This window comes from Rhizobium sp. LARHSG275 (genome assembly GCF_052871115.1).
In genome coordinates, this window is record NZ_JBIXJN010000011.1 from 137,584 (window position 1) to 157,777 (window position 20,194).

Annotated in this window: 20 protein-coding genes; 3 read left to right on the plus strand and 17 right to left on the minus strand. The window is 61.2% G+C overall.

Annotated elements, in window-relative coordinates; all coding sequences use genetic code 11:
• Window positions 1–106: 106 nt before the first annotated feature.
• The 10 genes from ACIPSK_RS16810 to ACIPSK_RS16855 form a co-directional block, all read right to left on the minus strand.
• Complete coding sequence (locus ACIPSK_RS16810) at window positions 107–940, minus strand: inositol monophosphatase family protein (protein ID WP_162116673.1); 834 nt, start codon at window positions 938–940, stop codon at window positions 107–109.
• Between the two features lie 105 nt (window positions 941–1,045).
• On the minus strand, window positions 1,046–1,939 hold the full coding sequence (locus tag ACIPSK_RS16815) for a ribokinase (RefSeq protein WP_162116674.1): 894 nt from the start codon (window positions 1,937–1,939) through the stop codon (window positions 1,046–1,048).
• A gap of 123 nt (window positions 1,940–2,062) precedes the next feature.
• On the minus strand, window positions 2,063–2,710 hold the full coding sequence (locus ACIPSK_RS16820) for a TenA family protein (protein WP_162116675.1): 648 nt from the start codon (window positions 2,708–2,710) through the stop codon (window positions 2,063–2,065).
• Between the two features lie 2 nt (window positions 2,711–2,712).
• Window positions 2,713–3,555, minus strand: coding sequence for a BtpA/SgcQ family protein (locus ACIPSK_RS16825; protein ID WP_162116676.1), 843 nt, complete (start codon window positions 3,553–3,555; stop codon window positions 2,713–2,715).
• A 35-nt stretch (window positions 3,556–3,590) separates the two neighbouring features.
• The gene (locus ACIPSK_RS16830; RefSeq protein WP_162116677.1) at window positions 3,591–4,364 is read right to left on the minus strand and encodes a glutamine amidotransferase; all 774 of its coding nucleotides are present in this window, start codon (window positions 4,362–4,364) and stop codon (window positions 3,591–3,593) included.
• 117 nt (window positions 4,365–4,481) lie between these two features.
• Window positions 4,482–5,561, minus strand: a complete 1,080-nt coding sequence (locus tag ACIPSK_RS16835; RefSeq protein ID WP_162116678.1) for a phosphotriesterase family protein — start codon at window positions 5,559–5,561, stop codon at window positions 4,482–4,484.
• A gap of 4 nt (window positions 5,562–5,565) precedes the next feature.
• Entirely contained in the window at window positions 5,566–6,570 is a 1,005-nt protein-coding gene (locus tag ACIPSK_RS16840) for an ABC transporter permease (protein WP_162116679.1), read from the minus strand.
• Window positions 6,567–7,388, minus strand: coding sequence for an ATP-binding cassette domain-containing protein (locus tag ACIPSK_RS16845; protein WP_017969205.1), 822 nt, complete (start codon window positions 7,386–7,388; stop codon window positions 6,567–6,569). The genes ACIPSK_RS16840 and ACIPSK_RS16845 overlap by 4 nt, the downstream gene beginning before the upstream one ends.
• Window positions 7,385–8,338 (minus strand): ABC transporter substrate-binding protein, encoded by a 954-nt coding sequence (locus ACIPSK_RS16850; protein ID WP_162116680.1) that lies wholly within the window; start codon window positions 8,336–8,338, stop codon window positions 7,385–7,387. The genes ACIPSK_RS16845 and ACIPSK_RS16850 overlap by 4 nt, the downstream gene beginning before the upstream one ends.
• 38 nt (window positions 8,339–8,376) lie before the next feature.
• Complete coding sequence (locus ACIPSK_RS16855; RefSeq protein ID WP_162116681.1) at window positions 8,377–9,399, minus strand: LacI family DNA-binding transcriptional regulator; 1,023 nt, start codon at window positions 9,397–9,399, stop codon at window positions 8,377–8,379.
• A gap of 54 nt (window positions 9,400–9,453) precedes the next feature.
• Between ACIPSK_RS16855 and ACIPSK_RS16860 the strand changes: the two genes are divergently transcribed.
• Complete coding sequence (locus ACIPSK_RS16860; RefSeq protein WP_162116682.1) at window positions 9,454–9,624, plus strand: hypothetical protein; 171 nt, start codon at window positions 9,454–9,456, stop codon at window positions 9,622–9,624.
• Between the two features lie 27 nt (window positions 9,625–9,651).
• On the opposite strand, the gene ACIPSK_RS16865 is transcribed toward ACIPSK_RS16860, so the two are convergent.
• The 6 genes from ACIPSK_RS16865 to ACIPSK_RS16890 form a co-directional block, all read right to left on the minus strand.
• Window positions 9,652–10,728 carry an ABC transporter ATP-binding protein gene (locus tag ACIPSK_RS16865; RefSeq protein ID WP_162116683.1) on the minus strand — a complete coding sequence of 359 codons (1,077 nt, stop codon included), beginning with the start codon at window positions 10,726–10,728 and terminating at the stop codon, window positions 9,652–9,654.
• A 61-nt stretch (window positions 10,729–10,789) separates the two neighbouring features.
• A complete protein-coding gene (locus ACIPSK_RS16870; protein WP_162116684.1) occupies window positions 10,790–11,677 on the minus strand; it encodes a carbohydrate ABC transporter permease in 888 nt (295 codons plus the stop codon).
• 3 nt (window positions 11,678–11,680) lie between these two features.
• Window positions 11,681–12,589 (minus strand): carbohydrate ABC transporter permease, encoded by a 909-nt coding sequence (locus ACIPSK_RS16875; RefSeq protein ID WP_162116685.1) that lies wholly within the window; start codon window positions 12,587–12,589, stop codon window positions 11,681–11,683.
• Between the two features lie 66 nt (window positions 12,590–12,655).
• Entirely contained in the window at window positions 12,656–13,918 is a 1,263-nt protein-coding gene (locus ACIPSK_RS16880; RefSeq protein ID WP_162116686.1) for an ABC transporter substrate-binding protein, read from the minus strand.
• Window positions 13,919–14,019: 101 nt separating this feature from the next.
• A complete protein-coding gene (locus tag ACIPSK_RS16885; RefSeq protein ID WP_162116687.1) occupies window positions 14,020–14,919 on the minus strand; it encodes a sugar phosphate isomerase/epimerase family protein in 900 nt (299 codons plus the stop codon).
• Window positions 14,920–14,930: 11 nt separating this feature from the next.
• Window positions 14,931–15,965, minus strand: coding sequence for a Gfo/Idh/MocA family protein (locus ACIPSK_RS16890; RefSeq protein ID WP_162116688.1), 1,035 nt, complete (start codon window positions 15,963–15,965; stop codon window positions 14,931–14,933).
• A 215-nt stretch (window positions 15,966–16,180) separates the two neighbouring features.
• Between ACIPSK_RS16890 and ACIPSK_RS16895 the strand changes: the two genes are divergently transcribed.
• Window positions 16,181–17,224 (plus strand): substrate-binding domain-containing protein, encoded by a 1,044-nt coding sequence (locus ACIPSK_RS16895; protein ID WP_162116689.1) that lies wholly within the window; start codon window positions 16,181–16,183, stop codon window positions 17,222–17,224.
• Window positions 17,225–17,264: 40 nt separating this feature from the next.
• On the opposite strand, the gene ACIPSK_RS16900 is transcribed toward ACIPSK_RS16895, so the two are convergent.
• On the minus strand, window positions 17,265–18,599 hold the full coding sequence (locus ACIPSK_RS16900) for an LLM class flavin-dependent oxidoreductase (RefSeq protein ID WP_162116690.1): 1,335 nt from the start codon (window positions 18,597–18,599) through the stop codon (window positions 17,265–17,267).
• 321 nt (window positions 18,600–18,920) lie between these two features.
• Between ACIPSK_RS16900 and ACIPSK_RS16905 the strand changes: the two genes are divergently transcribed.
• Window positions 18,921–20,138, plus strand: a complete 1,218-nt coding sequence (locus ACIPSK_RS16905) for an SfnB family sulfur acquisition oxidoreductase (protein WP_162116691.1) — start codon at window positions 18,921–18,923, stop codon at window positions 20,136–20,138.
• The last annotated feature ends 56 nt before the right edge of the window (window positions 20,139–20,194 follow it).

Genomic DNA, 20,194 nt, shown 5'->3' on the forward strand with positions numbered 1-20,194 from the left:
TCCGAAATCCGCCCATAGGCATCGTCCGCTAGTACCGCGCCAACACAGTTGTTGGCGCGGCATTCGCCTATGCGAAACCGGGATAATTGCGCCGGAATGCATCGGTTCACGTCCTGATCTGGAAGCCTTCCAGCAGCCAGGGATGCAGCGCCTTGCTGGCAGCCAGGACGTCGCTCTTTCCGACAACCTTAGCGCCGGAAAAACGGGTGACGATGCCGCCCGCCTCTTCGACCATCAGAGCCGAGGCGCCGAAATCATGGATCGCGAGCCCGTCCTCGAAGAATCCGTCCAGCCGGCCGCAGGCGACATAGGCGATCGACAGGGCCGCCGAGCCGAGGCGGCGCACACCCGCCGTATTCGCCATCAGGCGTTTGATGGCCTCGAAATAGGTCTCTTCCGCAACCGCCGTGACCTGGCCAGGGATCGGCAGCCCGGCGCCGACAAGCACGTTCTCGACGTCGCCGACATCGGCGCAGTGGATACGCCCGCCGTTCAGATAAGCGCCGCCACCGATCTCGGCGCTGAACAGCTCGTCCTGCATGGCGTCATAGACGACGCCCATGACGAGCCTGCCGCTTTCGACGATCGAGATCGTCATGCCGAAATGCGGAACGCCCCAGGCGTAATTGGTCGTGCCGTCGATCGGGTCAATATAGATGATCGGCGTTTCCGGACCCGCCGTGCGGTTGCCGACGGCTTCCTCGCCTTGGATGGCGTAGTCCGGGAAGGCCTTCGTCATCTCGTCGACGATGATCCGCTCGACGGCGAGATCGATTTCGGTCTGATAGTCGCGCGGCGCCTTGGCGAGCATCTCCTGGGATCTGCGCCGCCGCAGGGAGCCGCGGGCAGTTTCGCCCGCCTTCAATACCGTTTCGGCAAGCACGACAAGGCGGAACGAGGCGTTCGGGGAAAGACGCGCGGAAATCGGGGAAGATGTCATGAGAAAGGTCCGGATGCTGCTGGATATGACGGAGTGAATCGCAAGGAGCCCATCCCTTCGCAGAGGCCGATGATGATTTTATGAAGCGCGCTCATGCCGAGCGGATTATCGCAGGATCGTTTCAAGCTCGGAAATGGTCGGAAACGCCTTTCTTGTTCCATGTCTTGAGACGGTGATGGCTGCGGCTGCCACTGCGTGTTCGATGGCTAGCCTGTCCAACCGCTGTCCGCGCAGCGCGCAGGATGCAAGTGCTGCGGCCATGAATGTATCGCCTGCGCCCGTTGTATCCACAACATCGCAGACCTGGGCGGGCACTTCGATGCTATCGTGCCGATTCACCAGCGTCGCGCCTTCGCCGCCCAGCGTCAGGACGATTTCGCGCAGCCCTCGGCTCAGCAGATATTCGGCAGCATCCCTGCCCGTCGTTCCCGTCAGGGCCCGCGCCTCGCCCTTGTTGAGGAAGGCGATGTCGATCAATCCCCAAAGATCGGAGAAATAGGTGCGCACCGGCGAGGGATTGAAAGCGGTGACCATGCCGATCGCTCTTGCATGCTCGAGAATGTCGCGTGTCGTCCGGTCGGACAGATTGCCCTGCAGCATTATGAAATCGCCGCTACCGGCCGCCGACAGCGTCCGCCTGACATGGGAGAGGGACAGGCTTTGCGCCGATTCCGTCGTCGTGACGATGGCATTTTCGCCGCTCGGCAGCCGGAAGATGATCGAGACATCGCTCGATGCATTTTCCATTTCGATCAGTTCGCTTTGAAGCGGTTCGTCCGCGAGGTAATGGCGAATGGTATCGGCCCTGGCATCCCTGCCGACCGGCGCCACCAGCGTTGTCGGAACGCCGCAGCGGGCCATGACGACCGCCTGGTTCGTGCCCTTGCCGCCGAGATCGCTGCCCCCGGCATTGCCCAGAATGGAGGCGCCGATGACGGGAAGTTCGGAGACGGCGATGGTTTCGTCGATGGCGACGTTACCGATTATGTAGGCGCGCATGCATCCGCTTTCGCAAGGTGGGGTTTAGAGCGGTTCAGCTTTTCATAAAAGCGCAGAATCGTTCTAACCTTTTGTTTTTACGCAATTCCGGCAAAGCCGCTTCGCGCTTTGCCTGGAATTGCTCTAGAGGTAAGGCGCATCGTGAAAATCGATCTCGAGCTGCATCGCCCGGCGGAAGATCGCGCTGAGCCGCGCTTTTTCATTCTCTTCCAGCGTTTCTCCTGTCATGTCGAGTTCATTTTTCAGCCATTGCGCCTGGGCGGCGAAATTCGGATCGACATGCAGGTCGACCCATTCCTTTAGCAGCGGATCGCTGATTGGACGGGTCGCCGCTTCCTTCGACCAGGTCCAATACATCCACTCGGCCGCAAACATGGCCGCGACCGTGTCGAGGAAGTCGCCTTGGCGGGCGATCTCCAACATGCCGGTGCGAAAGGCCTCGACTTCGGCGATGCCGGTATCGAAGGACGAGGGATTGATGCCGCGGCTGGCGAAGGTGCGCTCGAAATAGGCGATTTGCTCGTTGGCGAGCGCATCGAGAACCGCGATCAGCCAACGCTTCTGCGCTATCGTTCCGGCTGTCGCCGCCGCATAGGCGAAGATCGAGATGGCGCTGTCGACGAAGGCGCCTTCATAGACGAGATAACGCTCGAAAGCCGCCTTGCTCAGCCTGTCGTTCTTGACGTCCTCGACGAAGCGGTGGCTGAGCATCGTGCCGAAGACGGCGTTGTTCTCGCGCAGGATGCGGTCTGAAAGGCTTTCTGCCGCCATGCTCAGCCCTCCAGTCCCGGTTCGGCCGCCGCCCGGAAGGCGCGCACCCGCTCGATGTCGACAGGGTTCCACCAGACGCCGCCTTGCTTCAACGAAGAGGCGACGATGACCCCGTTGGTGCGGCTCAGAATACCGACGATATTGTCCTTGTTGACGCCGGAGCCGACGAGCAGCGGCAGGTGCGTCGCCGCACCGATCTCCTCGATCTCCTCCATCGTTGCCGAATTGCCGGTCCGCTGGCCGGTGGCGATGACGCCGTCGGCATCGAAGAAGGCGAGATCGCGCGTCAGTTCCTGGATCGAGCGGTCGGCAACGATGGCGTGGCTGCCATGCTTGACGTGGCTGTCGGCAAAGACCTTGATGTGCTCGGCTCTCAGCAGCGAGCGGTAGCGCATGGCTTCGGCAGCCCTGCCCTCCATGAAGCCTTCATTGGCGACATAGGCATTGGCCCATTGGTTGACGCGGATGAATTGGGCGCCACCGGCCATGGCAATGGCGAAAGCCGGGATAGGCGCGTTGGCCAGCACGTTGACGCCGAGCGGAATGCCGGCGGCACGCGCAATCCGGTCGGTGACGACCGACATGAAACCGGTCGTCTCGGGGCCGATATCCTCGGGCTTCGAGAACGGCACGTCGCCGTGATTTTCGATGATCAGCCCATGCAGGCCGCCTTCCACGCAGGCTTCGGCGTCGCGCATGCAGGCGTCGTAGATCGCATCCATCGCAGCCTCCCGGTAGCGCGGCGCGCCCGGAAAGGCCGGGCAATGGATCATGCCGATCAGAACCTTGTCCCTGCCGAAGATATCCCTGATGGCGTTGGACGGCCTATCCGAAATTTCCTGCATGTCATTCCCTTTCCAATTCCTGCCCGGCGCTGACATCACGCCTGCTTTTCGGTGAGCCAGCCGAGAATGTTCTTCCAGAGCCGGCCATAACCTTCCCATTCGCAGAAAGCGGGCGAGAGCCAGTGCGGGCCGATATCCGACGTCCAGGCCGCCGTCCGCCCGGTGCCGTGCGTGCCGACGACGAGCAGAGGATGGCCGCCCTGATTCTGAGGCAGGCGCGCAACGATCTCGACATCGGCACGGTCTCGCACTTCGACCTCGTTGACGCCGAGAAGCCCCGGCCAGGTGCCTTCGAGGCCCCGCATCGTTGCATGCTCGGGCTTTACTACCTCGGCAACGGTTCCTTCGGGAATTTCGACGCGGTCGTCATAAGGCAGGCAGGTGACGGGCAGCGTGTCTTCGACGGGGGTGCGCCGCCAGCGCGCCTTGCCGTCGATGCCCTGGAAAGAGAAATAACCGCCGACCATCAGCAGGCCGCCGCCCTTCTCCACCCACGCCTTCAGAAGCTTCAGCCGGTTCGGCACCGTGCGCGAATGCAGCCACACATCCGGCGGCAGCAGCAGCGAATTGGCGCCGATATCGGAGAGAATGATGGCGTCATAGGCGTCGAGCCCGGTCATCTCGAAGGGGAATTTCTCCACTGCCTCATGCGCCGGCATATAGGTGAGCTCGAAGGCGCTGCCGGCGAGCGCCTTGACCAGCGGTTCGGCGCCGAGATGGAAGGTGACGCTGCCGAACTGGTCGAAGCCTTTGTAATGCGTGGCGGAGCTGACCCAGCTTTCGCCGACAAGGAGGATTTTCTTGGTCATGGTCTGCGTTTACCTGTGATCGATTGAATGGATGGAGCTAAAGCATGTCGCGCAAAAGTGTGCAGCGGTTTTGCGATAACGACATGCGTAAAACGAAGACCTAAAGCGCGACGCGCTTTAGGTCCCGGCATGAAAGACGCGGCGCGGATTGCTGCGCATCATCTCGTCGAGAACCGTCCTGTCGAGGCCGTGCCGCTGGAGACGGGGCAGGAAGTGGCGAAGGATATAGGCGTAGCCGTTACCGCCGTAATGCGTCAGCATCATCTTCAGAAACACGTCGTGCGACAGAAGAATACGGTCGAGATAACCGGCCTCGACGAGACGGACGATGGCGCGCGCCGCCTCCTCGTCGCTCGGGCACTGCACCTGCTGATCGGCATAGAAGAAATCCATGCCGATCATGTCGTATTCGATGAAGGCGCCACGCTCCGCCAACTCGCTCTGATAGGCAATGTCGTCATGCGACGGGTTCATGTGGCAAAGCACGGTGTGGCGGAGATCCGCCCCCTCCTCCGCCACCACGTCGAGCACGCGGTGGCCGAGACGGAGCCAGCCCGGCAGATGCACCATCAGCGGAAGTCCAGTCAGCACCTGCGCGCGGGCAGCGCCGCGCAGAGATTTTTCTTCCTCGCCGGTGAAATCTGAGGAGACGCCGATCTCGCCGATCAAGCCGATCCTGACGCCGGTGCCGTCGACGCCTTGCCTCGCCTCGCGGACAATTTCCCGCGCGATGTCATCGGCGCTCATTGCCGCGACGCCTTCGGGATGTGAGGAGCCGAGGTAATAACCCGCTCCCATCACGACGTTGAGACCGGATGCTTTCGAGATGCGCTGGAGCGCCAGCGGATCACGGCCGATGCCCTTGCAGGTCGGTTCCACCACCGTGCGGCCACCTTCTGTTACGAAGTCCTTGAGCTCGGTGATCGCCAGATGTTCGTCGTCGAGCGTGATATTGTGCTTGTTGACAAAAGGGTCCTGCCGGAGTTCGCCGAGGATCTCCATGCAGACGAAGCTTTCGGCGAGATATTGCCGTTCCGGCGTCTTCGGCGCGTGCCACCAGCAGCGGCAGTCGTTGAGGATATGCTCGTGCATCAGCGTCACGCCGAGCGCATCCGCCGAAATTGGACCGGTGACGGTCATAACCTTGCCGGATCGGACATGCGCTTCGGACAGGTTCTCTCCATTCTGTTCGCTCATCGCTTCATCCATTCCTGCCCAGCCGGAAATGGAAATTGGCAGTGAAGATGCGCGTGTTCAGCCAGATGGCGACGAGGATGATGGCGCCGGTGACGATCTGGGTGAAGAAAGGCGATATGTGCATCAGGATCAGGCCGTTGCCGATGACGGCGATCGTCAGCGTGCCGAGCACGGTGCCGAGGATGGTGCCGCGTCCGCCCATCAGCGACGTTCCGCCGAGCACCACGGCCGCAATCACCTGCAGCTCGAAACCGACGGCGGCATTGGACGAGCCGGAGCCGAGGCGAGCGGCGATCAGCAGGCCGGCGACGGCGCAGGCGATACCGGAGACGATATAGACCGAGGCGATGATCCATTTGGCCGGCATTCCGACACGCCGCGCCGCCTCCGCATTGGAGCCGACCGCCACGACCTGGCGGCCATATTTGGTCGCGGTGATGACGACATAACCGAGAATGGCGATGACGACAGCGATGACCGCCGGGATCGGAAAACTGAGGATTTCACCCCGGCCGAGCGCAAAGAAGCCCGGCGCATCCTTGATCGGGATGGAATAGCCCTGGGTCAGATAGAGCGCCAGACCGCGCAGGATCGAGAGCCCGGCAAGCGTGACGATGAAGGCCGGGATGCCCTGATAGGCGGTGAACCAGCCCTGGACCAGTCCCATGAAGCCGCCGAGCAAGACCATGCCGATGACGACTGACGGCCAGGGTACACCCATTGCCATGATGATCGCCGCGACCGCATTGACGAGGGCGACCTGCGAGCCGACCGACAGATCGATGCCGCCAGTGATGATGACGAAGGTCATGGCGATGGCGACAATCAGGATGGGGGCTGCCTGGCGCACGATGTTCAGGATGTTGCCGAGCGTGAAGAAGGTTTCGCTGCCGATCGAGAAGAAGATCATGCAGGCCAGGAAGAAGATGGCGATCGACAGGACCTGTGCGTGTTCACCGAAGAAATCGGCGACGCGCGAGCCGTGGCCGCGTTCCGTATAAGCTGTCATTGTCTGGCTCCTTCACCGACGATCAGCCTGACGAGATCCTCGAGGTTGGTGCTGCCGATCTGCCGTTCGGCCACCTTCGTGCCCTCATACATCACCGCGATACGGTCGCAGACCCGGAAGAGGTCCTGCAGCCGGTGGGTGATGAGGATCACCGAGACCCCGTTTGCCTTGACGCGGTTGATCAGGGCGAGAACCGCCTCAACCTCGGCCACGGCAAGCGCCGAGGTCGGCTCATCCATGATCAGCACCTTCGGTTTGAAGGAGGCGGCGCGTGCAATGGCGATCGCCTGGCGCTGCCCGCCGGAGAGCTGGGCGACCTTGCCGGTCAGCCTCGGGATGCGGATCTCGAGCGAATCCAGCATCTTGCGGGCCTCGGACAGCATCGTCCTGGTGTCGAGAAACGGCCCGCGGCTGAGTTCGCGGCCGAGGAAGAGATTGCCGACGACATCGATATGATCGCAGAGGCTGAGATCCTGGAACACCATTTCGATGTTCCGCCCACGCGCATCCGCGGGGCCGGAGAAGCGAACCTCTTCGCCCTCCATGGTGATCGTGCCGGCATCCGGAATGTAGGTTCCCGAGATGATTTTCGTCAGCGTCGACTTGCCGGCGGCGTTATCGCCGACAAGGCCCAGGCATTCGCCGGGGAAAATGTCGAGATCGACGCCGCGCAGGGCCTGGTGCGAGCCGAACGACTTGCGGATGCCGCGCAGCGAGATGCGCGGGTCGGATCGGGTGCCGCCGGATGTTCCGCTTCCGGAGGATGCGACCCCTCCGGAACCGGCGGCAGCGATGTCACGCTGTCCGCTTGCGATCATTTGAAGACGGCCCGGTACGGCTCGACATTCTCCTTGGTCACGATGGTGATCGGCACCGAGATCGTCTTGGTGACGGCTTCGCCGGCCGAGGCCTTGACGAGTGCGTCGACGGCGGCACCGCCCATTGCGGCCGGATCCTGCTGGACAACGGCGACGACGAAGCCGGCATCGATGCCGGCAATGGCTTCGGCAGTCAGATCCCAGCCGAACACCTTGATTTTATCCTGCTTGCCCTGGCTCTGGACAGCGGCGATCGCCCCCATCAGGGCCGGCTCGCCGGTGGCGTAGATCGCGGTCAGATCAGGATTGGCGGTGATCAGGTTTTCAGCCGCCGCAAGAGCGTTGTCCTGGATGTTCTGTCCGTCGACGACGCCGGCCATTTCAACGCCGTCGACGCCTTTCAGGGTCTTCTCGAAGCCGTCCTGGCGGATGTTCTGAATGAACGAGTTCAGCGCGCCGACAACGCCGAGCTTGGCCTTGCCGCCCATGTTCGCCTTGACGTAGTCGAGGAAGTATTTGCCCATGTCGGCACCGGCCGCGGCGTTGTCCACGCCGATCTGCGCCTTCTGCGGACCATCAGGCAGGATGGCGTCGATGGCGACGACCGGAATGCCGGCATCGGCCGCCTGCTTGACCGCCGGCATGATGCCGTTGACGTCGATTGCCACGACGGCAAGGCCGGAGACCTTTTCCTGGACGTAGGTTTCGATCGCGCTGTTTTGCGCCGTCGTCTCGTTGTTGGCGTTGAAGATCACCAGCTTGACGCCGGCGGCATCGGCCGCCTTCTGGGCGCCCTCATTCATCTGATTGAAAAAAAGCGCCTGCTGGTTGATCTGCACCAGCGCGACGGTCTTCTTTTCCTGTGCCGCAGCGCTGGCCAGGCCGATGAAGGTCAATGCCGTGAAGCCGGCGGCTGCGATCATCGTTCGTCTTGTCAAATTCAGTGTCATGTTCTCATCCTCTTTTGGTTTTTTGACGTTGCTGATTGTTATTTCGCAGGCGGCGCAACGGAGTTCCGCACCACGATTTCGACAGGCAGGAGTTCTTCCGAAGCGGATGGTTTCCACTCGTGCCAATTGGTTTCCAGAAGCAGCTCCAGCGACCGCCGACCGATCTGGCGCACCGGCTGGCGGATGGCCGTCAGCGGCGGTGCAAAGAGATGAAGCGGACCGACGTCGTCGAAGCCGATGACCGAGATGTCATCAGGAATCGAGACGCCTCGGCTTCTGAAGACCTCGACCAGCCCGATGGCGATCTCGTCGGAGCTGGCGAAGATCGCCGTCGCCTTTCGGTCCCCGGAGAGATAGTCGAGTGCCGCCGCGCGGCCGTATTCGATCGTGTATTCGCCGGCATAACGATCGGCCCGGGCTTCGTCGCCATACCGTTCTCTGAGCGCCTTCAGCAGGCCGTCATAACGCCTGCGGGCGCTGATCATGCGCTCGTCGCCGCCGATGAAGAGGACATGGCGATGGCCTTGCTCGGCCAGATGCTGGCCGGCGAGATAACCGCCCTGCTCATTGTCGCAGAACAGCTTCGGCGCCTTCGAATCGGGAATGTCCTCGTCGACGATGATGACCTTGCCGCTGCCGTTGATCAGCGCGGCAAGCGCGCCGTCGTCTGGGTGGTTGGTGACGAAGATCAGGCCGTCGACGTGATTGCGCTCGATCAGCTGCAGATATTCGATCTCGCGTCCCGGCCGATTGAGCGTGGCGTGCAAGGAGACCGCCAGCTTCTTTTCATCGGCCGCCTGCTCGACGGCGGCGACGAGGGTCGCGAAGAAGGGATTGGCGATATCGGGCACGACGAGGCCGATCGTGTCCGAGCGCCCCCTGCTTAACCGGCGCGCATGCGGGTTCGGCCGGTAGTTCAGCGTCTTGATCGCATCCTCGATACGCTTCTTGGTCTGAAAAGGAAGATCGAGGCTTCCGTTGACGAAACGCGACACTGTGGTGACCGACACCCCGGCGGCGGCGGCAACATCCTTCAGGCTCGGTGTCGTTCCCTTGGCCATCGGCTGAACTCACTGTAAAGCGGTTTAGTAAAGCGCTTTACAAGACAATATCGATTGCTCGCCGTTGTCAACAGCGATGAATGTGCAGGATCTGTTTTTCTTGCGATCCGATCGATGCTCGACCGGCAGGCCGTCAGGCGATCGTCGGGTCGAGTTGTCGCGCAGCCGGTCGCCGGTGATGGCTTCGAGATCTGGCTCGACGGCGTCACCGGGTTTGATTTATGACCTTTCCAAGCCGATCGGCTGCTGTCTTTATATGACGTGGTCCGTCGACGCGTCGAAGAGATGGATCTGGTCCGGATCGACCGAAAGTCCGATCATCTCTCCCGCCTTGACCCTGTCGCGGCGCGTCTCGACGATCGTCAGTTCCGGCTGGGTCTTCGCGACGATGAAAGTCGACGAGCCGGTCGATTCGACGAAGGCGATCGGCACGTCGAAGCTGCCATGGCCGGGCTCGACGACGCCGATATGTTCCGGCCGGATGCCCGCGATGAGCTTACGCCCGGGTTCGATGGCGCGGGTGATCGCAAGCGTCTGCTTCACCGCGCCGAAATCCAGGATAAGGCTCTTGCCGTCTTCCGCGGCAATCGCGGGAATGAAATTCATCGCTGGCGAACCGATGAAACCGGCGACGAACCGGTTCGCCGGCCGGTCATAGAGATCAAGCGGCGCGCCTTGCTGTTCGATGATGCCGTCGCGCATCACCACCACATGGTCGGCCATCGTCATCGCTTCGATCTGGTCATGGGTAACATACACCGAGGTGGCGCCCAGCCGGTCGTGCAGGGCGCGGATTTCCTTACGCATCGAGACGCGTAGCGCCGCATCAAGATTGGAAAGCGGCTCGTCGAACAGGAAAGCCTGGGGGTTGCGGATAATGGCGCGGCCCATGGCTACACGCTGCCGTTGGCCTCCCGAAAGCTGGCGCGGATAACGGTCGAGCAGCCGGGAAAGACCGGTGATGACAGCGACTTCCTCGGCTTTCCGCTTTGCCTCAGCCTTGGGGACGCCGTGCATTTTCAGCGAATAGGTCAGGTTCTGTTCCACCGTCATATGCGGATACAGCGCGTAACTCTGAAAAACCATGGCGATATTGCGCTCCCGCGGCGGGACGTCGTTCATCACCTCGCCGGCAATCTTCAGCGTGCCGCCGGTAATTTTTTCCAGCCCGGCAAGCGAGCGGAGCAACGTGGACTTGCCGCATCCGGACGGGCCGACCAGCGCGACGAACGTGCCCTTGGGAATTGAAAGGTTGACATTCTTCAGCGCATGAAAGGCGCCGTAGTGCTTCTCGATGCCCGAGAGTTCGATCTGGATGTCCTGGCTCATGCCGAAAACCTTGCTGGTCCCCAAGCGGGGCCGATGAGATGGCCAAGGGTGAAAAACGTTGTCATTTGACTGCTCCGGCGGCGATGCCGCGCGTTAACGTGCGCTGGAAGATCAAGAAGAAGATCACGGTCGGTATTATACCCAGGAAAGCCGCCGAGGCCTGCAGCACCGGGTCCGACATATTCTGACCGCGGGTGAGGCCCATGGCGACCGAGACCGTCTGGTTGTTGTTGGACACCAGCATGACGAGCGGGATCAAGAATTCGTTCCAAGTCCAGATGAAAAAGAAGGTTCCGAGGACCATGAGTGTCGGCCGCAGTACTGGGACGACCACGAACCACAGCGTTTTCCAGTGGGTCGAACCATCCATCTCGGCCGCTTCGAGGATTTCCTTCGGAAAGGTGCTCAGCACGGTCGAGAGCAGGTAAGTCCCGAACGCGCTTTGCAGGACCGCGAAAATAATGATCACGGAAAGCTGCGTATCGTAGAGACCGCTCGCTTTCGCCATGTAGTAAAGTGGGTAGATGATCGATTCCTGCGGCACCATAATGCCGAGAAGAAAGACCACCAAAATCAGGCGCGAACCGGGCACCTTGCCGACCCCAATCGCATAGGCGTTGAACAGGCTTATCAGTACCCCCAACACCGACACGGCGAGACTGATCACCACGCTGTTGAGCAGCTTGCGGCTGAAATCAGACACGGTCCAGAATTTCTCGATCGCCGTGAGATCGATCGACCGGGGAATCGAAAGCGGTCCGCCGACCGCGTATTCGGCACTCGCCTTGACGGCGTTGAGCAGAGCAAGGAAAAAGGGAAACAGCGTAAAGGCGAGGAGTAGAATAAGGATGGCCAGCACCACCCACCGCATGGGATCGCGTCGCGCGCGATCGGCTGCCACCGTCGCCTTTGCCTTGGTCGTACCATCGCTGAGAACTGAGTAAGCCATGATCTACTCCTTCGACTCCTGCTGGCTCTGGAAGCGTAGGAAAATGACAGCCAAAGCGATCGTCAGAGTCGTTTGCACGACCGCGATGGCTGCGGCATAGCCGACGCGCTGTGTTGTGAAGAAGTGGTAGTAAGTCAGATAGGATGGCACGAGGGTGGCGTTATCGGGGCCGCCGGCGGTGATGACAAAGATTGGCGCAAAGACTTTAAGCGCTGCGATCAGCGTGGTCAGCACAACGACGAAAATCTCCGGCGCCAGAAGTGGAATGGTGATCGTCACCAGCCGGCTCCACCAGTTTGCCCCATCGAGCTCGGCAGCCTCGTAGAGCGAAGGGTCGATACGCGAAAGACCGGCCATGAAAACCACCAGACAGTAACCGACCTGTATCCAGACAATGACCAGCGAGACGGCAGCAAGTGCGTATGTCGCATCGCCGATCCAGTTCTGTGCGAGATTATCAAGGCCGATGGCCTTTAGCGTGATGTTGATGACACCGACGGGATTGAGAATCCAACCCCAGAGGACGCCCGCGACCGTTACGGGCAGAATCTGCGGTAAGTAAAAGCCGGCTCTGAAAAAGCTCGAGACCCATTCACCGAATTGGTCCCTGACATAGTCGAACAGCAGAGCGGCCAGGACCAGGCCGATGCACACCGGTATCACGGTCATCGAAACGATGAACAGCAGCGTGTGATACATCGATCCCCAGAATTGATCATCCGTCAGCAGGCGATGATAGTTCTGCAGGCCGACCGGTCGTGGCGTGCCGACGCCTTTCCATGCCGTGAAGCTCAGCCCGAGATTCGCAAGCTGCGGTATGAGTACGATCAGAATGAAGCCGATCGTCCCCGGAATGAGATAGAGGCTATAGCTTCGTGAACCGTCGCTCGATCGCTGGCTGGATATGGCCATATCATTCTTCTTTCAGCCTCGCCCGCTGGGCCGCGCCTTCGGCGCAGCCCAGCGTTCAAGGTCGCGCTACTGATTTTCCTGCGTGTCGTCGTAAACCTGCTTGATCTGTTCGACGAACTGCTCCGCAGTAAGACTGCCCTGGAAGAGACCGGTGTCCTTCTGGTTGAGCACGTCGTAGTAGCCGGGAACCGGCCAGTCAGGATAGAAACCGAGGCCGTTTTTGTCAGAGATCTGCTTGAAAACCGCTGCGGCGTTCTTACCGATGGGGTTGGTGATGACGGAAAGATCAGCGGCGATCGGCACGCCGCCGGCATTGCCGAGTTCAGCTTGGTATTTCGGCGACAAGGTCAGGCTGATCCACTCGGCGGCGAGATCGGGATTCTTGCTACCCTTGGGAACGACCCAGAGATTGCCTGTCGAGCCAACCGAATATTTCGGCGTCGGAATGACGAACTGACCCCACTTGAAGTCCTTGATGGTCGAGGCGAAGGTGCCGAGATTCCAAGTGCCCGAGACGTACATCGGCGCCTTGCCGGAGGTGAAGAGCAGAGCCGCGTCCGGGTCCTTCATGCCCGTGGAGTCCTTGTTGATGTAGCCATTTTTGACCCAGTCGAGCAATGTTTGCGCCGCATAGAGATAGGGCGCGCCGTCGAGGGGAGCCTTCAAGCCCTGATAATTCTGGACCCAGGCGTCATCGGCCTTGGTATAGGCTAGAGAGGCTAGCAAGTGCTGGCCACTGGTGTCGATCGCCCCGAGCGCGAGAGGCGTCAGACCCTTCTGCTTGAAGGCTTCCATGTCAGCGACCCACTCTTCGAGCGTCGTCGGCGGCTTGAGGCCTGCCTTTTCGAACATGTCAATATTGTAGAAACACGAGACGTATTCGCCGAAGACCGAAACGCCCCAAACAGGGCCGGAGCCATAGATGCCCTTTTCGTCATAACGGCTAAGGACAAAATCGCCTTCGTTAAGGATCTTGTCCCAGCCTTCCTTCTTCACATAGTCATCCAGATTGGTCAGCAATCCCTGGCTTGCAACCAAGCCAGCGGTCGCATTGCCCTTGTTGTACTCGAGCACGTCGGGGGCCTGATCGGAATTGAGGATCATGCCGCCTGAGGCCTGCAACTGCTGAAAGGTCTTCTGCTCGAAGCTGACGTTGATGTCTGGATGTTTCGTCTTGAACTCCTCGAGCGCTTTCTTCCAGACAATGCCCTGAGCCGTGGTCGGCTCCTCGAACCACCAGATCTTGAAGGTCTTCTGTTCGGCATGGCCGACCGATGTCATCAGCATCGCCGTGCCGAGTGCCAGCGCAAGTCTTGCAATTCTTTTCATGCTTTCCTCCCAAAAAAGCGGCTGCGCCGCGAAAAAACCAAGTTAGTCAGGCGTGGCGCCGCCGGGCCTCCCAGCCCGATGGCCCTAGCTTAGGCGGTCGATCAGGGATCAACAACGAAATCTCCGCCCCGGCACTTCTTCAGATAGTTGAGTCCGTGAACCTGACCAGTCATTTCAAGCGCGTCGCGATAGACCGGGTCGTGCCAGCCTTCGATGTCGATCGAGCCAGACCAGCCGGCAAGGCGCAGTTCTGAAATGATGTCGGTCCAGTTGCTGTCGCCGAAGCCCGGCGTGCGCATGAAGACGAACTTCTCCTTGCCGAAGATGCCGTGTTCCTTGATGACCTCCCAGCGGATGGTCGCATCCTTGCCGTGGACGTGGAAGAATTTGTGCGCCCATTTGCGGATCTGCGGCAAAGGATCGATCAGATAGACCATCTGATGGCACGGCTCCCATTCCAGACCGATATTGTCGTCCGCCGTCTCGTTGAACATCAGTTCCCACGCATCGGGATTATGGGCGATGTTCCAGTCGCCGCTTGCCCAATTGCCGTCCATGGCGCAATTCTCGAAGGCGATCTTGATGCCCTTGTCGGCCGCCCGCTTGGCAAGCTCGCTCCAGACCTGCTTGTAGCGCGGCAGGCTGTCGGTCAGCGGCTTGCCACGGATGCGGCCGGTGAAGCCGGCAACGCAGGTGGCGCCGAAGTGATGGGCATTGTCGATGCAGTGCTTCCAGCCCTCCAGCGTTTCGAGGTCGATTGCGGTTTCTTCCAACGGGTTGCCGAACATGCCGAGCGTCGAGATGGTGATGTCGCGGTCGCCGATCGCATCGAGGCAGCGCTTGCCGAGTTCGGCAAGGTCCTGGCCCTTGGTCGTTTGCCAGAAGAAGGGCTCAAAGCTTTCGAAGCCCATATCGGCGATCTCGCCGATGCGCGCGGCGGCATCGCCGTTGTTGCCGCTGACCATGGTGCCGATACGAATGGATTTTGCAGGGTTGCTCACGTCACTTGATCCTATGCTGAAATTTCGACGCGCCTGCCCGTCTTGGCGCTTTCGATCGCGCCGAAGACCATGGCAAGGCTTCTGATATTGTCGGAATTGACCGTCTCGGGCCGTTTGCCGGTGCCGATCGCCGCGATGAAGTCGGCGATGACGCTGGCGTGGCCATGGGTCTCCTCGTCATGTTCCGGACCGGGAACGTTTACGGCTGCAGAGCCGCGTAGAAGACCGGGCTCTTCGCCGGCAACAGTCGCCTTGAAATTCTCCTCGCCATCCCAGGTGAGCATTCCCTTCGAGCCGACGAGACGCCATTGGCTTTCCCAGCTGGTGCGCTCGCCCTCGGCGCACCAGGAGCCGCGGTAGGTGAAGACGATGTCGTCGGAAAATTCGAAAATGGCATTGGCTGCGGCGCCGTGCCGGTACCACGAACCCTTCGGATTGCGCTCGACGCAATAGACGGCGAGCGGCTTTCTGTCGGCGACGTAGCGCGCCGCATCGAAGGTGTGGATCGCCATGTCGAGAAGCAAGACGTTGTCCATCTCTTCGCGGAAGCCGCCAAAATGCGGCGCCAGGAAGAAGTCGCAATGGATGCCGGTGAGTTCACCGATCGCGCCGCTGTCGACAAAGCGGCGCAGGCGCCTGACGCCTGATATGAAGCGACGGTTCTGGATGACGGCGTGGATGCGGCCGGTCTCGGCGGCTAGATCGATCAGTGCGGCGCCCTCGGCAAGCGAGGCCGCCATCGGCTTTTCGCTGAGCACATGGCAGCCGGCCTTGAGTGCCGTCGAAACGACGTCGTAGCGGGCCGCCGGAATGACGATGTCGAAGACCAAGTCGGCCTTCGTGGCCGCGATGACGTCGGACAGGTCCGAACCGATGACGGCGCCATCAAGGCCGAACTCCGCGGCAAGCTTTTCCGCCGTCTCCCGGTTCAGGTCGACGAGGCCGACAATGGTGATGGAGTCGGCCAGCAGAGGGTTGGAAGCGATGGCTCGCAACCAACCTTTGGACATAGCTCCGCACCCGCACAGAATGGCACTGAATTTCACGACTTCCTCCAGGGGAATGGTGTCAACTCTCCTCGTGACACGCACTCCGTAAACGTTTACGACTGTATGCGGAAACATTTTGCGGTGTCAATAGACGCCAACTGGGAAATTACAGGCCCAGATCCGGACGGATCTGAACTAAAGAAAGGGAGCAAGATGTCGTACGGAAACCGCGCACACTTTTCGGCGTCATGCTCCGGGGAAAATCGTCAGCGATGAAGGGGATTCGCCAGCTTGCCGAACACTTGAATATCTCGATCGGCACGGTCTCCCGCGCGCTGAACGGCAAGCCTGATGTCAATCAGGAAACCCGCCGGCGGGTGCTGGCGGCGGCCGAGGAACTCGGCTATGTCGCCAACCAGTCTGGGCGGAGCCTGAGGCAGGGGCAGACGAAGGTCATCGGGTTGATGATCGAATCCAGCAAGGAGACGGTCGAGAACGCCGACAACTTCTTCCTCGGCGTCACCAGCGGCCTGCAGAGCGTCTTTGCCCGCCACAAGCTCGACCTCCTCATGTTGCCCTGCCCGAGCGACGAGGACCCGCACGAATATCTGAAGCGGATGGTGGCGCGGCGCATCGTCGACGCGATGATCATCTCGGACACGCAGCGCGTCGACCGACGCATCGACTTTCTGTCGCGGGCGAAGATCCCCTTCGTCGCGCTCGGCCGCAGCCTTTCGGCCAGCAATTTCCCCTGGATCGATCTCGATTTCGAGGGCGTGGCTGACCATGCCGTCGAGCGGCTGATCGCGCTGGGCCACCGCCGGATCGCGATCACCGCGCCGTCGAGCGAGGCCAACCTCGGCTATCTCTTTATCGACAGCTATCGCCGGGCGCTCGAGCGGCACGACATTGCCTTCGACCCGTCACTCGTCATCCGCGTCAGGTCGAGTGAACAGGGCGGCTATCAGGCAGCCCATGAGCTGCTGCTGCTCGAAGAGCGGCCGACGGCGGTGATCCTGATCTACGAGCTGATGGCGATCGGCCTTTACCGCCGCCTGATGGAATCGGGCGTCATGCCCGGCCGCGACCTTGCGGTGATCGGCTTCCGCGACGCTCCGCGCGCACGGTTCCTGCAGCCGTCGCTGAGCTGCTTCCGCATCTCGCTCTACGATCTCGGTGTTGCGCTCGGCCAGATGCTTCTCGCCAACATGCCGGTCTATCGAGATTTCTATCCGGGAGGCGAGCGCAACATCATCTGGCCGCTCGAACTGATGCCGGGCGAAAGCGATGCGTTTCGGGTTGGGGTCATGGCCTGAGCACTATCGGCTTGCTTCCGGAAAGCAGAAGCGAGCCCCCTCATGTACCTGATGCAAAGAACCGGTTCTCCGGTCGCGGCAATCCGAGATGTTCGCGCAGCGTCGTGCCCTCGTATTCGCTGCGGAACAGGCCGCGGCGCTGCAGTTCCGGTACCAGCCGTTCGGTGACATCGAGGAGACCCTGCGGCAGATAGGGGAAGACGACGTTGAAACCGTCCGAACCCTCCTCGTCAAGCCAGCGCTCCATCTCGTCGGCGATGCTGGCCGGCGTGCCGACGAAGGCAAGGCCGGCATAACCGCCATAACGTTGCGCCAACTGACGCACCGTCAGATTTTCTTCGGCGGCAAGCTTCAACACCTGTGCCCGGCCAGTCTTGCTGGCATTGGTATCGGGAATATCTGATGGCAGCGGTGCGTCGGGATCGAAGCCGGAAGCGTCATGGCCGAGCGCGATCGAAAGCGAAGCGATGGCGCTGTCGTAATGCACCAGACTGTCGAGCGTAGCGCGTTTGGCGCGGGCCTCCTCGATGCTGTCGCCGACGATAATGAAGGCGGCAGGCAGGATCTTCAGATGGTCGCGGTTGCGGCCGATCGCTTCCATGCGGCCCTTGATATCGGCATAAAGCGCCTTGCCTGCGGCAAGATCGCGCGGCGAACAGAAGACCATCTCGGCGGTCTCCGCGGCAAGCTGGCGGCCGGGGTCCGACTGGCCGGCCTGGACGATGACGGGCCAGCCCTGCGGCGGCCGGGCGATGTTGAGCGGCCCGCGGACGCTCAGTTCCTCGCCCTTGTGGCCGAGCACATGCATCTTTTCCGGATCGAAGAACAGGCCGCTCTCACGGTCGCGGATGAAGGCATCGTCGGCGAAACTATCCCAGAGCCCGGTTACCACGTCGTAGAATTCCCGGGCGCGATGATAGCGCTCGCCATGCTCCACATGTTCGTCGAGGCCGAAATTGAGCGAGGCATCGGGGTTAGACGTCGTGACGATGTTCCAGCCGGCGCGGCCGCCGCTGATATGGTCGAGCGAGGCGAAACGACGGGCGATGTGATAGGGCTCGTCGAAGGTGGTGGAGGCGGTGGCGACGAGGCCGATGCGCTCCGTCACCGCCGCCAGCGCCGAGAGCAGCGTGAGGGGCTCGAAGGAGGTGACCGTGTGGCTGCGCCTGAGCGCCTCGACCGGCATATTGAGCACGGCAAGGTGATCGGCCATGAAGAAGGCGTCGAATTTCGCCCGTTCCAGCGCCTGCGCAAAGGACTTCAGATGGGCGAAATTGAAATTGGCGTCGGGATAGGAGCCGGGATAGCGCCAGGCGCCGGTATGTAGGCTGACGGGGCGCATGAAGGCGCCGAGGCGCAACTGCCGTGGGGTCATGATCTTCCTCATGGATCGGGCAAGGCGGCCGCCTGCCCTGCATTGTGCGTTCTGACTGAAGCCGCTGCAGCGACGCATCGGATATCGGTTACGTAGGAACTCGACGAATTCAAATCGAGGCCGGCTCCGCCAATATCCGGTGGCGATTTCGGCGCTTTTCCGGCCACGTTTTGGCAGAACCGCCCGACTGAGACACGAATCGCGGCAGTCAGACGCCGATAAGCAAACACTTTTCATTTTCTATTGCATCTATAGAATTTGTACTCTTATCTCGGCGCTTAATTTCTTTCACCGATAGGCTCGTCAGAATGGGAGACATCGATGAACACCGTGCTGAGGCAAGCAGACCAGATCCGGCCCGTGGCCGACCGTATCGGCAGCGACGAGGAAGCAATCGCCACCGCCCACAGACTGGCGGCGCAATTTGCCGCACGCGCAGCCGAGCGCGACGCGGGCCGGATCCTGCCGTTTGGTGAACTCGATCTTCTCGCCCAGTCCGGCCTTCTGGCGATCACCGTGCCTGCGCAATATGGCGGGCTCGACGTCTCCAACGCCGTGCTTGCCGAGATCACTGCGATCCTGTCGGAGGCGGACGGCTCGATCGGCCAAATCCCGCAGAACCACTTCTATATTCTCGAGGCGCTCAGAACCGACGGCGGCGAGGAGCAGCAGCGTTATTTCTTCGGCCGCGTGCTGGCCGGCGATCGTTTCGGCAATGCGCTATCCGAGCGCGGCACCAAGACGGTCGGCCACTACAATACGCGCATCACCCGCGACGGTCCCGGTTACCGGATCAACGGCCGCAAATTCTATTCGACCGGCGTCCTCTTCGCCGACTGGATCACCATCTTCGCGCTCGATCCGGAGGATCGGCTGACCATGGCCTTCGTGCCGAAGGGCACAGAAGGCGTCGAGATCGTCGACGACTGGGACGGTTTTGGCCAGCGCACTACCGGCAGCGGCACGACGATCCTCGACAATGTCTATGTCAGTGCCGATTGCGTGGTCTTCCATCACAAGGGCTTCGAGCGGCCGACGACGATCGGCTCCGTCGGCCAGATCATCCATGCCGGCGTTGATCTCGGTATCGCACGGGCGGCCTTTGCCGAAACGCTTGAGTTCGTCAGGACGAAATCGCGCCCCTGGATGGACAGCGGCCTTGAGCGTGCCTCAGACGATCCGCTGACGATCGCCAAGGTCGGCCAGATTGCCATCCGGCTGGAAGCCGCAACGGCTCTGGTGGAGCGCGCCGGTCACAAGGTCGATGCCGCACAGGTCGAGACGACCGAGGAAAAGGTGATCGCGGCGACGCTGGCAGTCGCTGCGGCGAAGGTGCTGACGACCGAAGTGGCGCTCGAGGCCTCGAACACGCTTTTCGAGCTAGCCGGAACTTCGTCGGTGCAGGCTGGCCTCAACCTCGACCGCCACTGGCGCAATGCCCGCACCCACACGCTGCACGATCCCGTGCGTTGGAAATATCACGTCGTCGGCAACTACCATTTGAACGGCGTAACGCCGCCGAAGAACGGCGCGCTCTGAAATCTCCCCGTCTTCCAACCGAAAACGCCACGGCCGGTGCGCCGGCAGCGGGGATT

Excerpts from the sequence above, each read along its gene's own strand:
- ACIPSK_RS16810 (WP_162116673.1), bottom strand. The coding sequence starts at position 940 with ATGACATCTTCCCCGATTTCCGCGCGTCTTTCCCCGAACGCCTCGTTC.
- ACIPSK_RS16815 (WP_162116674.1), bottom strand. The coding sequence starts at position 1,939 with ATGCGCGCCTACATAATCGGTAACGTCGCCATCGACGAAACCATCGCC.
- ACIPSK_RS16820 (WP_162116675.1), bottom strand. The coding sequence starts at position 2,710 with ATGGCGGCAGAAAGCCTTTCAGACCGCATCCTGCGCGAGAACAACGCC.
- ACIPSK_RS16825 (WP_162116676.1), bottom strand. The coding sequence starts at position 3,555 with ATGCAGGAAATTTCGGATAGGCCGTCCAACGCCATCAGGGATATCTTC.
- ACIPSK_RS16830 (WP_162116677.1), bottom strand. The coding sequence starts at position 4,364 with ATGACCAAGAAAATCCTCCTTGTCGGCGAAAGCTGGGTCAGCTCCGCC.
- ACIPSK_RS16835 (WP_162116678.1), bottom strand. The coding sequence starts at position 5,561 with ATGAGCGAACAGAATGGAGAGAACCTGTCCGAAGCGCATGTCCGATCC.
- ACIPSK_RS16840 (WP_162116679.1), bottom strand. The coding sequence starts at position 6,570 with ATGACAGCTTATACGGAACGCGGCCACGGCTCGCGCGTCGCCGATTTC.
- ACIPSK_RS16845 (WP_017969205.1), bottom strand. The coding sequence starts at position 7,388 with ATGATCGCAAGCGGACAGCGTGACATCGCTGCCGCCGGTTCCGGAGGG.
- ACIPSK_RS16850 (WP_162116680.1), bottom strand. The coding sequence starts at position 8,338 with ATGACACTGAATTTGACAAGACGAACGATGATCGCAGCCGCCGGCTTC.
- ACIPSK_RS16855 (WP_162116681.1), bottom strand. The coding sequence starts at position 9,399 with ATGGCCAAGGGAACGACACCGAGCCTGAAGGATGTTGCCGCCGCCGCC.
- ACIPSK_RS16865 (WP_162116683.1), bottom strand. The coding sequence starts at position 10,728 with ATGAGCCAGGACATCCAGATCGAACTCTCGGGCATCGAGAAGCACTAC.
- ACIPSK_RS16870 (WP_162116684.1), bottom strand. The coding sequence starts at position 11,677 with ATGGCTTACTCAGTTCTCAGCGATGGTACGACCAAGGCAAAGGCGACG.
- ACIPSK_RS16875 (WP_162116685.1), bottom strand. The coding sequence starts at position 12,589 with ATGGCCATATCCAGCCAGCGATCGAGCGACGGTTCACGAAGCTATAGC.
- ACIPSK_RS16880 (WP_162116686.1), bottom strand. The coding sequence starts at position 13,918 with ATGAAAAGAATTGCAAGACTTGCGCTGGCACTCGGCACGGCGATGCTG.
- ACIPSK_RS16895 (WP_162116689.1), top strand. The coding sequence starts at position 16,181 with ATGAAGGGGATTCGCCAGCTTGCCGAACACTTGAATATCTCGATCGGC.
- ACIPSK_RS16900 (WP_162116690.1), bottom strand. The coding sequence starts at position 18,599 with ATGACCCCACGGCAGTTGCGCCTCGGCGCCTTCATGCGCCCCGTCAGC.
- ACIPSK_RS16905 (WP_162116691.1), top strand. The coding sequence starts at position 18,921 with ATGAACACCGTGCTGAGGCAAGCAGACCAGATCCGGCCCGTGGCCGAC.